The organism is Legionella sp. PC997, assembly GCF_014109825.1.
In the GTDB taxonomy this organism is placed as follows: domain Bacteria; phylum Pseudomonadota; class Gammaproteobacteria; order Legionellales; family Legionellaceae; genus Legionella.
The window spans coordinates 2,540,414-2,553,100 of sequence record NZ_CP059576.1 but is presented as its reverse complement, the minus strand read 5'-3'; the positions used below and the strand labels follow the sequence as shown (position 1 = coordinate 2,553,100).

Below are 12,687 nucleotides of genomic sequence, written 5' to 3'. Positions count from 1 at the left end.
ATCGATGACTGTCTATTTTTTGTTTGGTAAAACTGGCTCTGGAAAAAGTTATATAGGAAAAATGCTCGAAAAGCTCGACATCATTCATATCGATGGCGATAAACACATTACTCCCAGGATGCTGGACTGTCTCATTGAAGATGAACAAATGACTCCTGAGATGATTGATGAATACGTCTCTGTTTTAATTGAGGTCATCAAGACCCAAAAAGAAAAAGATCCGGCACGGAGTTTTGTTATCTCCCAAGCAATGTACCTCGACAAATACCGACTTAAATTATTACATGCTATACCTGAGCTTAAATTTGTAATGATTGATGTCGAACCAAAGGTTCGTGAACATTTCATCACCCAACGATTTCAAAATAAAGAAAGTAAAGTAAGCCCGAGGTATGCAAAAGAAATGGATAAGTTTTTTGAGACTCCTTCCCATGACATCATACGATTTGAAAATAATCTACAAACAGAAGACTTTTTTATGGAACAAATTCATGAAAAAATGCCAGCTCTTTTTAACTTAGAAAACGAAGTAACCCCTATGGATACTACGACATATTGTCTAAACCCAGTGCTATAAGAATATTTGGACCATAAATATTTAACCCAACACACTAGGCGATAGAATTTCAAGTATTTAAGTTATATCTTTTGTTTTGGATATTGAGAAAAAACTGAATAAAACGATTGCTAAGCCCAGTTTTCATTTGCGGTAAAGGCGATGGTTAGCCAACGTTGTGGCGTGTCTTCCCCTATTGCCAAGGCGATTTCATTTCGAATTTCATCCAAGGTTTCAATATTAGAAATTGGATAATCTTTGGGTACTATTATATGTATCTCAATAAATTGTGCCCTTCCTATTTTCGCAACATAGCTGGTATAAGTTTTGAAATTACGTTGTTTGATAAGTTCGTCTAAAAATTCTCTTATTTTTTCGTCAAGATCCAAAGGTGCCATCCGAAAGATGTCCCGTGTGGCATCACGGACTGTAGCCATAGGCACAAAAATCAAACACGCCGTAAGAATCGCTAAAATAAGGGGGTCAATATAGGGGGTGAAATGTCGGTAGTCACCACCCTGCAACAAAGTTGCCAGGCCAAATGCCAATAGGAGTGAGGAGGAAATCAATGCAGACATTAACCAACTTTGAATGTCTAATCGCAAGAATTCCGATTTAATTTTGCGGTTTTTTTTAATCAAATAAAAATACATGCCGGTTGATAAAAAAAATACCAAAAGAGCAAATAAAAATGCACAATCAAAATCCAGCTCATGCCCACCCGACATTAAACTGCCAATCGCATTTATCATCGCATAAGCACAAAGAAGTATAAGAATACTACCATTCAAAACAAGAACCATCGGTTCAATATGCCAGTATCCATATTGGAACCGCCGATTCCCCTTACTTGTTAAAAGACGAGCTACAAAAAAGGCGAGGGTTGATATAACGGTATCCACCATATTGAACATACCATCAAAAACGATGGCTAATGAGCCCGACAATAGCCCAAATAGAATTCCTGCCACGGATAAGAGAAAGGTAGCAGCTATTGAAATTTTAAGAGCTCTTCGTTCATGAAGTCCCTCTTGCTTTTTCATTTGAGTGATATCCTGATATTAATAATTGCTTTATTTACTGTATATTATTGCTTCAAGCTACTAATAAATCCATAGGCTGATGTGAGTGGATTGTTTCCTAGTAGCTGATTCTTTCCCAATTGCTGCAGTCAAAACGTCGCAGGGTTAAGAAAAATCAGCTTATTTTACGCACATTCACTTTGCGTCCTTTTAATTTTCCACTTTGTAAATATTGGTACGCTTGATCTGCTTGGCTGTGGTGGATTGCAACATAGGAGTACATGGCGGTGATATTAATTTTGCCAATAGTGTTGCCTGGTAATCCTGCATCTTTGGTTAAAGCCCCCAATATGTCACCGGGGCGAATTTTATCTTTTTTACCGGAAGCAAGACAGAGTGTAACCATTTCTGGCGCTAAGTGAGTAGGAGGATGATTTTCTAATTCATTAATGTTTCCCCAATGAATTGGGTGTGGGTAGTTGTTTTCAATGGTGCAAATTCGTTGGGCATCTGCGGGTGTTGTAATATTTAAGGCAATACCTTTACTTCCGGCTCGTCCGGTTCGACCAATGCGATGGATATGGACATCGTGATCAAAAGCAAGATCAAAATTTATTACTGCAGCAAGTTCTTTGATATCAAGTCCACGTGCTGCAACATCAGTGGCGACAAGGATAGAGCAACTTTGGTTTGCAAAACGCAAGACAGCGAGATCCCGATCAACTTGCTCCAGGTCTCCATTTAATGCAATAGCACTAAAGCCTTCGTGGATAAGCTGGTCTGTTACTTCCATTGTTTGTTGCTTGGTATTACAGAAGATTAAAGAGGATTGGGGGCGATAATGCAACAACAATGATTTTAATAAGGGATACTTCTGAGCCTGTTTTGGGACTTCATAAAAATATTGTTCGATATCCATTTCTTCAGGAGGAGTTACTACATGAACCTCTTGCGGGTCCTTCATAAATTGTTTTGAAAGTTGTTTGATTTCTTCAGGATAAGTCGCAGAAAAAAGTAGAGTTTGTCGTTGTTCGGGACACACCGAAATGATGTTTTTAATGTCATCAAAAAAGCCCATATCCAGCATTCGGTCTGCCTCATCTAAAACTAAAGTTTGCACCTTAGATAAGTCTAAAGAACCCATTCTTAAATGCTTAAGGACTCTCCCAGGAGTTCCTACAATGATATGAGCTCCATGTCGTAAAGAATCCAGCTGAGGCTTCATGGGTATACCACCAGATAAATTGATAATTTTGACATTAGGCATCAGACAGGCTAAACGTCGAATAGCTTGGCTTACTTGTTCGGCTAGTTCACGGGTAGGGCACAGAACTAAGCCTTGTATTGCAAAAAAAGAAATTTTTAAATTATTTAATAAAGACAAAGCAAAGGCCGCGGTCTTGCCGCTCCCTGTTTTTGCTTGAGCAATAATATCTTCATTTCTAAGAATTATGGGCAGACTTTGCATTTGAATTGCGGTCATATATTCATAATTTGAAGAAGCAAGGCTTTGTATTAATTCTTCTCGAAGAGGGAGTTGAGCGAATGATGGGTTTTGGTCGGTGTGTTCTATTTGAATCATGAAGCTGTTCTCTCTTTTACTTAATTGCTATATGTATTGTTATTTGTTACGGTAATTGTTCCAATTGGATAAATGGTTCAGAATGGTTTGGTATATTTAGGTAATAATACATAGGATAAACTGTGTGATGCCAAAGCCTTTATTTTAAATTGTATAAATTATCGATGACGCCTTCCAGGGGGATGCTTCTCCTGAGCCATAGTGACTTTTAAGGGGCGGCCGTCAAGTATTTTACCATTCATATCTAAAGAGGATTGAGCTTCTTGCTGCGAGCTAAAGGTTATAAAACCAAATCCTTTGATGTGACCTGTAAAGCGATCTTTGATTAAAAGAAGCTCATTTACCTTACCATATTTAGAAAACGCTGCTTGTAATGACTCTTCAGTAATTCCAAAGGGTAAGTTGCCTACATAAATTTTATTTTGTCTCACTGTCGTCTCCTCAAAGTAACCACTTAAACCACAGTGAGATAGCGGTTAATAATATTAACTGCTTAAATTAAAGAGCTACTATATTTTGTGCTTGAAGACCTTTGGTTCCTTGAGTCACAATGAATTGTACTCGTTGACCTTCTGTAAGCGTTTTAAATCCAGAACTTAAAATTTCTTTAAAGTGCGCAAATACATCCGGGCCAGATTCTTGCTCGATAAAACCAAATCCTTTAGATTCGTTAAACCATTTAACGACTCCGTTTACTGTTTTAGACATAAGTATCCTTAAGTGTTTATGATAATGCCTGTATAGGCGAATTAGCCGGAAACCGGTCAAGAATTAAAAAACTACCGAACGAGGGATTAAATGAATAAAACGACGATTTGGAGAATATAAAATAGACATTTTCTAGCTGAGACTAGGTTACTACTCTTTAATATCAAAAGTCAAATCTTATTATACATGCGTTGTTCAAATCCCCTCGAAAACCCTTTTTAATGCTTTAATATAAAAAATTTTGAACATTTATCTTCTTGTTTTTCTCTAATTTTGGACGTCTCTGCACTTCCATATAAAGATAGGTAGATAAAGAAAAACATCAATCCCATGAAAAGTAGATAAAGAAATTATTCATCAACATATATGGGATTTTTTTGAGCGTTTTCTTTTACTGTATTTATAAAAAATTGCCGACCCTCTCTATCAGAGAAGCTATTAATTCCAATTAATTTTTGCGTGCATGAAGGGCATAGATGATAACAAAGTAACCTCCCGTTCTTAGCGCGAGATTTACCCATTAAAGAAAAATTATTTTTAATTTCTAAACAATAATGACATGTTTGGCAGCTCATAGATTTCCTTTATAAGTAGCTAATAGCTCTTAATGACTATGAGAAAAAGTAAAGAAATTACGAATAAAAAAGAAATTTCCCTAGATAGGCAATAAGAAGATAATAGAAGATATGATCAACATAATACCAATCAATAATAACATTTTTTTGACCAATAAACCAGATTACTACTTTTCCATGGGAGCTGGGGGAGAGAACAGGACTATTCAAACCTCTATTAGATCGCAGTGATGGGGATGCGATTAAACTTCACCATGTTTTCAGATCATTAATGCTCGAACTTATTAATCGGGATAACCAATGCACTCCCTCATCATATTGACTCTTACTATGGATCACAAGGTAAATTGGGGTGGGTTCAAGGTTGAACGGCAAAGGTTGTATACTCAAACCGAATTGCTTTGAAAAAATATTAATTAAAAAACTTGGCGCTGTGGATATAACGGTATCCGAATTTGCAACGGCAAAAATAGCAGGCAAAATGTTTTTTACAAAGAGTTTATCATTGCGGCTCAATTTTCTTTTGAGTAAATATTCCGCTGAATGGCTGTATCTTTCCTGATTAAAACTAAATGCAATATGTTTACTGGTCAGATAACTTTTTAAAGATAAGGGCTTATTAATAAGTGGATTATTTGTACTCGCAAAACAAATAATTTCTTCTTCATATAATTTTTCAATCGTAAGTTGCGATGATAGAGCATTTTGATCGATCGCACCAATAGCTATATCCACCCCTTCATCGATGAATAGAAGAGGATCATCTGCCATGGACTCGATCGTGGTTTCAATGACGATGTGAGGCAGATTTTCTAGCGCTGAAATCAAAGAAGGTAACAAAATTAATTCAACATAATCAGGTAAAGCAATTTTAAATGATCTCTTGGATTGAAGAGGGTCAAATTTTTCACTAGGTAATAAGATATTTTTTAAACCAGACATTACCTGTTCTAATTGGTGTTGTAATTCTTTCGCTTTGGGGGAAAGAAAGTATTCACCTTTACCAGGAATTAATAGTGGATCTTTAAAGAATTCTCTGAGTTGCTTTAAAGAAGAGCTCATTGCAGGTTGACTTATGCACACTTTAGAAGCAGCCGCGCTCACGCTTTTTTCACTTAATAATGCATCTAAATGCAATATTAAATTTAAGTTAATTCGTTTAAAAGGCATCACGATATTTACCTCTCGGCAATGGTTTTTTTCTAATACAAGTATAAGAAATTAAATGCATCTTCCGAATACGAATTCCACAGCTATCAAAGTCATTATAGACACAAAATTGTTGAAACGGAGCAAATATTGCACCTGCAAAAGGACAATTGTTTGTTAAGGTGATATAAGTGAGGAATAACTTCTGAATTAACTGGTGGTAAACAGTTTGGCTAGAGTTCAATAAAACTTTATCAAACGAGCCTAAAGCCTCCCGCCTGGTTTTAAAAATTTAAAAAAACTCTTTTTCATATTGTTAAATTATTCTCTCTGTGTAATAATTCACCAATATGTTCGCAAATAATGTTTTTTACATGACTATTTTACCCTCCCAAGCTTTAAATACAGCTTCTAACAACTTAGGAATAAGTATCGTTCCTGAGCTAGTTATTAGTAAGAAGCTACAAGGTGAAGCTCAAAATAGGAAAATGTATGAGCTGAACATTGATTACAGCATTACTCTTTCTTCTCTCGGAAGATACTTATTTCAATTTCCACCTTCTGATGTTATTGACATCGTTAGAATTGCTACCACTCCTCCCGATCCCCAAACGTTCAAGTCTTTTCTCTAGTCTGAGATTAGCTCAGTCTCAACTGGAATCTGTTGGGAGTCACGTACATACCTAAGACCGCATAGCTAATGAGCTTTAAAGGGGTCTCTGTATCTGCAAAGTCAAATTTTCATATAGCGTGTACGTTCTCTCTCATGTGGAAGATAAAAATAACCACTGTATCCAAATCGTAGCAATAAGATTCAAACATACAGTAAGTTAGGTTGATAAAATGAAAATGCAACGTAGTGTAAAAGGCGAACGATACCTCTATATGGGTCTTAATATCTTTTTAATATTTGATTAATAGTTCTTGTTTGTTACAAATTAACCAAACTTTTAACAAATTAAACTGACTATTAGCGGGATTCATATGAAAGATAAAGAACAGAGAAATAAATTATTAAAGAAATGTATTGAGATTAAAGATTCAATTAATCAACAAATTCCTTTGGCAGCGAATCGATATGCAGAGTTTGAACAGATTGAACGCACCAAACTACAAGCCTATGAGCAGGCCCGAAGGACAAATACCCCAGAAGCCGAGCAATTGGAATCATGCATATACGAAATGGAATATCTTGAAGAACATGATGCGAAGTATGAAGCGTTTGAAATTTACGTAAAGCAAAAGCAAACCGAATACTATATTTTTGATTTCATCAATGAGTGCTTCAAGGAATTTTGTCTGGATGAGAAGGTACAATCGCCCAGCAATCTAAACGAAAATCAAAAGCAATGCTTCAAGCAAATGATTCTTAAGCAATCTTCGATTTTGTGCGAGAAAATAGCAAGATCACAAAAACTGTTGGGAAAAGAACGTAGCGATATTAATGTCAATGAAATGGAAGACTACCTTGAAGAACATGTCGATCATTTCATTCACATTTTAGAGCAGGGAGAGGAATTAACGATTGCTGATGAAGCATTAGCTTATCGTTTTAAAAAAAGCCTTGAATTAGTGGAGCATCGAGATGCTTTACAAAAAGAGTTTAGACGAGAAAATGCTCTGCTTTTTCAATGGGGAGGGGATAGAAAAGTTACAGAAACAATTCGGAAATCGAATGTATTTGCAACCGCTGAATATTTTGATAAGCCTGAAATCAATACCGGTTTCTGTGATGAACATACCTCCATTGCTTTAAAAAGACTATATGATGAATATCTAATTGATAGTGATACTCGCGTAGAGAAAGTTAATATTGGTTATTTTGATAATGAGGGTAATCCAGCAGATGGCCACACGTTTTTGGTCATTGACCGTAATCCTGATAGTCCTCTCAATGACATCAGCAAATGGGATGGTATTCTTTTAGATCCATGGAATGGGATAGCTTGTTTGACTGAAGATTACAACTCCTTACCCTATTTTTATATTTCTTACCCAAAAGGGGCAACCTGGGAATCCCTTTGTTTTACGGATGCTGATTATGATCTACGTAGTGGGATTCGAGATGCGAACAAATTCTATCGGATGACAGGAAATGAGGACTTAGAAAAACGTAGACTGCTGCTGATGGAAGAACATCAGTTACATTCGTTAGATGAAGCAGGACTGGAAAAAACCAAGGCGTTTCTATATAAAATTGTTGATCAAGTACGGCCTGATAACTTCAAGGAACCCATTGAAATTTTTATAACATCAACAGGCAATAAATTGGTCAATTCCCTGGCAGGGTTCTCTAAACCCGCAATTACCATTCACAGCGATTTTCTTAAGCAAATGCAAGAGGGTGTTTATACGGTTGAAGAATTAGAATTCGCTTTAGCTAATGAGTTACTTTACATGAAACATGAGGGTGTTGGAATTTATCATGAAATTTCAGCCAATGAGCAATTTAAACTTGATAAATTGACCATTGAACAGTGCCACAATACAGCCGCAGGTATTCGTTACTTAAGAAAAAGCATCATCTTTCAAGAGCAACATCAATGGGACGTGAGCCATGTGAATCAACCTTATTTGATTCGTAATTATCTAAATGGTGCATTGGCGGATTATCATCAACGAATAAAAAATTTGTTAACCTGGTTAGCTATTAAAGAAAATGAACGTGATGAGAAACAAAATACGTTTTTACCAATTCCCATTTTAGAAGAGGTTGCTCCGATTAACCGGGAAATTTTTTTTAAAAAAGAATGTGATGCATGTGACAATACTGTAGCAAAACTCAAATTTTTAGAATCCAAACTACCAGAACTTGCAATTGAATTACTCCCGTATGAAGTAACCTTTAGTATGGGAATTAAGGTTAGGGATTTCTGTCAATTATTGTATGCAATGGATATTAATTTGCAGGATCCGGAAGTGGAAAAAGCAACGGAAGATTTGATTGCGCGAGCTTTTGAGTTGCGAGTTCCAGCCTTTGAGCGTATTTATTTAGCTCTTGTTCATCAACATTTCACGAGTCAAAATTATTTAGATGATAAAGTTAGGGTACCTCCACTGGGACTTTTTAAGATCATAAATAATCTAATTGACGTGTTTGTGAAAGCAAAGAGTTTTGAGGAAGCGAAAGAGACGGCACAGACATTAAAACAGTTACAAGATAAATACATCGGTCATTTTAATCTCTCGCATGGTCGAGCAAGAGCTCATACCTATCAATTTGAGACATTGCATGGGCGTATGCCTGCAGGAAACGAAAGATTTTTCGGTTCAATTATCGGCGAGCACATCAATTGGAACACCTTCAAACCGCAGGATAATAGTACGGAGGTGCCTTGGTCGAGTCATCTTGAATGGGCACAAAAAGATGAAAGTTTTACCATTGCTGAGACATTGTGGCGTTTGGGGGTGACTACCGATCAAAACTTATGGCTTTTATTTCCTGAAAAAAAACTATTGTCTTTCATCCTAAATCATCGCGAATACCACCCAATCACTAAATTGCCTCATCAATTTTCCGCCTATGGTAGTAGTGATTATTATGAAGCCATATTAAGATTTCTATCTGAAAATATGATTCAAAAGTTTAATATCAACTTCGATATGTTTTTTATTGAGGACTCTTTTGAAAATAAATTTAAGCAGTATTATGATTTGAATTGGCCTGTGTTAATCAAACCCTCCGAATATGAAAACCGTAATATTGACAACCTGGCCGTTCAATTTTTGCTTTCTGAATTTGCCAATATCGCTATAAATGGTACGCCAGACGAAAAGGCCGTCGTTAAAAGCTTTTTCCTGGGACGAGCGGATAATCGGGATTTGCAGCACTTGCAGGCGGTTTCTAACGAACTTAAATCGGTTTTACATGCTAATACTCCCTATGTTAATTTCTTTATTCATCAACAGTTTAAAGACAAAAAATTTGATTTATTTACCACAGAAGAGCAACTTAAATTACTTAATACCATTTCCATGTATTTGTTTGAAATTCCCCCACAGGCGTTTATTCATATTTTTCGCTTACCTTTTGAATCACTTAGTTTGGATTGTTTAGAGCAGTTACTCATTTTAACTAAAGATCAAGAATGGATGCGGTTCCACAATTTGGAAATCAATTTTTTTAAGGAACATATCAAACAATATGGAAATTATGAGGTATTAACTAAAGAGGCTATAACCTTAGTAAAACTTTCCATTCAATATGTACGCAATCCTGTTGAGCGTATGGAGTTATTTAAATCATTCCAATGGACTTTACCTCAAGATGTTAATGGAACAAATCATTTAACTCCTAATGATTTAATTCTTCTCTATCGCTTGTTTGATTCACAACTGATATTTCCTTCTACCGAAGTGCAAGAGCATTTTGCTCACCTGGTTATCGAACGGATAAAAGGGATTTCAGATCTCGATGAGCGTATTCAGGCATTGGAAGAGCTTCTCTTTGTAGAGAATTCAATAAGTCTCCCGATTAGCTATATTTCTATGCGCAATGAAGCCATTGAACTGCTAGTCAAAGATCTAACAAATAAATATGGACGTGATGACCAATCCCAGGATTATAGAGAAAAGATAATTGCAGTGATTGATCGTCTCTATAAAAACAGTTCCAATCGAGATGTCATTTTATTGCTTTCCCGATTGGCCAATGCTATCGAGTCTCAGTGGGAAGTGACGGAACATTTAGGTATTTTGTTAGAGCCTGATAAATATTTACCGACACATCAAGAGTCGAAAATCGATTTTTCTATTAGTAATCTTGCCGCAGCATCTCGGAAACTTAGTGAAGATAAGAACGACGTAAAGGAATTTTTGGATTTTATTTCCTCTCCTATCAGTTATCAAACAACAGAGAAGTTTTCCAGCTATTTGCTCAGACATAACAAAATAAACAACCTGGCAAAACTATTAGGCTATGGTGATGATCTGGCGGAAATGGAAAAGGAAAAGCCAGGAACTGTCGCCTTAATGTTAAGAACTTTCTATGCACAGTTTTGGGATGTAAGCCTGGAGGAGCGAGCAGTTATTGTGGATCACTTGCTTATTCCTGCCAATAAGGTAAAAACCGCTGATGAGATGGAAGATGCCTACGAAGAAGCCTTTTCCTATGTTGTTCAAAAATTATTTCCGCATGCCGAAATAGATAAAGAGGAGAATTTTGCCTGTGCTTTGCTAAAAGCTTATCTGGACACTGCGGATAAATACATACGCAGCCATTTGTTAGCTGGGATGTTAGTAGCCACCAATCAGTCGAATGAAATGGGGCAATCACCTAGTGCGGGTAAAAAATTAGCCATGTTATGTGAACACATGGGTCCTGCCTATGTCAAACTGGCTCAGGCAGTTCATAGTCATCCGAATACGCCGGAACATATTCGTCGGGATCTGGATCACCTGAAGGGAAGAGCGAACCCACCTCATCGTTGGCAATTATGGCGACTCTTGCGCGAAGTAGTTTCTCGTGAGGATCGCAAAATGATTAAACGTGTCGGAGCTCTTTTAGGCTCGGCTTCTTATAACCTAGCTCTAGAAGCAGAGTTAGAAGATGGACAAGATGTAGTGCTATTGATGTTGCGTGAAAATGCAGCAAAAAATGCGCAAGAGGGTTTCATGCATTTGCAAAAGACCATTGAAGCTTGCTCCCACGTTGATATGAATCCCATTCGCGAGAGTGTTTTATCGATTATCAGTGAAGCCAAAGAACTTTCGAAAATTGAAATGAACAGGAAGTTAAGTGAGCAGCAAAACCAGATTGCAGCCAATTTATACGCTCGTTCCATTACAGTTAAAGTAGATGAAAAAACCCATACTTTTACTATGAATCCCGCTCATTTGATTAAAAGTGGGGAAGGCTATCGATTCATTGAACGTATTTATGGAACGGAATTTAATGAGCTTCCTAATCAAACCCCGGAAGACAATGAAATTCGTCGCGCCATTGCTAAAGCAATCATCACGGTGGAGCTCATTAATATTCTTCAGGGGGGGTGTTTTGATTCTGATCGCCATGGTAATCAATTGCGTCATCAGAACCATCAGCTGGGATTATATGATTTTGGTGAAATGTCCTTACAACCGCCCAGTGCGGTGGAGTTAGAGCAGTTTGCCAATGTCCTGTCCGATATTCCCAAAGCGGCTATAAAAAACAAACTGTTTCATACCAGCTTCGACCTGCTGTTAACAAAGCAAATACAAAAAGCGATTAAAGCGGGTGAGCCGACCAGCTATTTAATGCGAGTACGTAAAGGACTTTTGGCATTACGAGATTTCCAAAAAGAATTATCGACTGAAGAACTAATCGATGTGTTAAAACAGGTTAATGCCAGTGAAGCCATCCATCAAAAATTCAAATCCCAGGTGGCAAATACTATTCGTATGGTGGAATACATGGAAGATATTAGTCAGAGTTATCAACATTTTGTTAGCAAGGTGGGATTTTTCAAGAGAAAGGTTGACTCATTACTCAAAGGTTGTACCTCCTATGAAGTGTCATCTCAGGATAACCCAACATTTTTCGCTAATGATAATTAAATACAGCTAACTCCTTGAGGTGGAATGCAGAATTCTACCTCAAGACTTAATCCCATTCAGTGAGCGGCTTTTAACGTGGGTCATGAATTTTTATTCATGATTAGCATTTAGTCCACTAATAAACAATTTTGAAATTAGAGGCAGCGATAAGAAATCCTGGAAATTTTTTCATTCCCGTCAAAATGACTGACCAATCCAACTCCTAAAGGCTGTGAAAGGGGGGCTTCAGGGTACATATCTAATAAATCTCGCAGGTATAAATATTTAACACTTAGAAAGTATTAATTTTACATTGGCCTAGTTTTAGATCAGCCACAGTTGTTAGCTTTTACCCTAAACGTGAATTAAGTGCTAAAATTTTTACTATAGGATAAATTATTTAGTTAAGGGGTAATGTATGAAAAAACACGAGAAAGAGCATCCCGAGATCATCGATATCGAAAATATTTGCGAAATAACACCGAATAACCCACATATAGGGGAGGTATGTGATAAAGTAAATAAGCATAAAGGTTCGAAACAAAAAACAAAGTCAAAATCCAAGACCAAATAAATATTAGA

General features: G+C 36.7%; 9 protein-coding genes. 4 read left to right on the top strand and 5 right to left on the bottom strand.

Annotated features, from left to right (window positions below):
* The first annotated feature begins 4 nt into the window (after nucleotides 1-4).
* On the top strand, nucleotides 5-577 hold the full coding sequence (locus HBNCFIEN_RS11005; protein ID WP_182391128.1) for a zeta toxin family protein: 573 nt from the start codon (nucleotides 5-7) through the stop codon (nucleotides 575-577).
* 110 nt (nucleotides 578-687) lie between these two features.
* Here the strand turns inward: HBNCFIEN_RS11005 and HBNCFIEN_RS11000 are convergent, their stop codons facing one another.
* The 5 genes from HBNCFIEN_RS11000 to lelA all read right to left on the bottom strand — a co-directional run bounded on the left by HBNCFIEN_RS11000 (nucleotide 688) and on the right by lelA (nucleotide 5,619).
* Nucleotides 688-1,599: a cation diffusion facilitator family transporter gene (locus HBNCFIEN_RS11000; RefSeq protein ID WP_182391127.1), complete on the bottom strand. Its 912-nt coding sequence runs from the start codon at nucleotides 1,597-1,599 to the stop codon at nucleotides 688-690.
* A 154-nt stretch (nucleotides 1,600-1,753) separates the two neighbouring features.
* Nucleotides 1,754-3,160 (bottom strand): ATP-dependent RNA helicase DbpA, encoded by a 1,407-nt coding sequence (gene dbpA, locus HBNCFIEN_RS10995; RefSeq protein ID WP_182391126.1) that lies wholly within the window; start codon nucleotides 3,158-3,160, stop codon nucleotides 1,754-1,756.
* A gap of 158 nt (nucleotides 3,161-3,318) precedes the next feature.
* Nucleotides 3,319-3,591, bottom strand: coding sequence for an RNA-binding protein (locus tag HBNCFIEN_RS10990; RefSeq protein WP_182391125.1), 273 nt, complete (start codon nucleotides 3,589-3,591; stop codon nucleotides 3,319-3,321).
* 67 nt (nucleotides 3,592-3,658) lie between these two features.
* Nucleotides 3,659-3,868, bottom strand: a complete 210-nt coding sequence (locus HBNCFIEN_RS10985; protein ID WP_182391124.1) for a cold-shock protein — start codon at nucleotides 3,866-3,868, stop codon at nucleotides 3,659-3,661.
* Nucleotides 3,869-4,692: 824 nt separating this feature from the next.
* The gene (lelA, locus tag HBNCFIEN_RS10980) at nucleotides 4,693-5,619 is read right to left on the bottom strand and encodes a LysR family transcriptional regulator LelA (RefSeq protein ID WP_182393685.1); all 927 of its coding nucleotides are present in this window, start codon (nucleotides 5,617-5,619) and stop codon (nucleotides 4,693-4,695) included.
* 347 nt (nucleotides 5,620-5,966) lie between these two features.
* Between lelA and HBNCFIEN_RS10975 the strand changes: the two genes are divergently transcribed.
* The 3 genes from HBNCFIEN_RS10975 to HBNCFIEN_RS10965 all read left to right on the top strand — a co-directional run bounded on the left by HBNCFIEN_RS10975 (nucleotide 5,967) and on the right by HBNCFIEN_RS10965 (nucleotide 12,679).
* Nucleotides 5,967-6,224: a hypothetical protein gene (locus HBNCFIEN_RS10975; RefSeq protein ID WP_182391123.1), complete on the top strand. Its 258-nt coding sequence runs from the start codon at nucleotides 5,967-5,969 to the stop codon at nucleotides 6,222-6,224.
* A gap of 352 nt (nucleotides 6,225-6,576) precedes the next feature.
* Nucleotides 6,577-12,126: an ABC transporter gene (locus tag HBNCFIEN_RS10970; protein ID WP_182391122.1), complete on the top strand. Its 5,550-nt coding sequence runs from the start codon at nucleotides 6,577-6,579 to the stop codon at nucleotides 12,124-12,126.
* Between the two features lie 397 nt (nucleotides 12,127-12,523).
* Nucleotides 12,524-12,679: a hypothetical protein gene (locus tag HBNCFIEN_RS10965; protein ID WP_182391121.1), complete on the top strand. Its 156-nt coding sequence runs from the start codon at nucleotides 12,524-12,526 to the stop codon at nucleotides 12,677-12,679.
* Nucleotides 12,680-12,687: the final 8 nt, after the last annotated feature.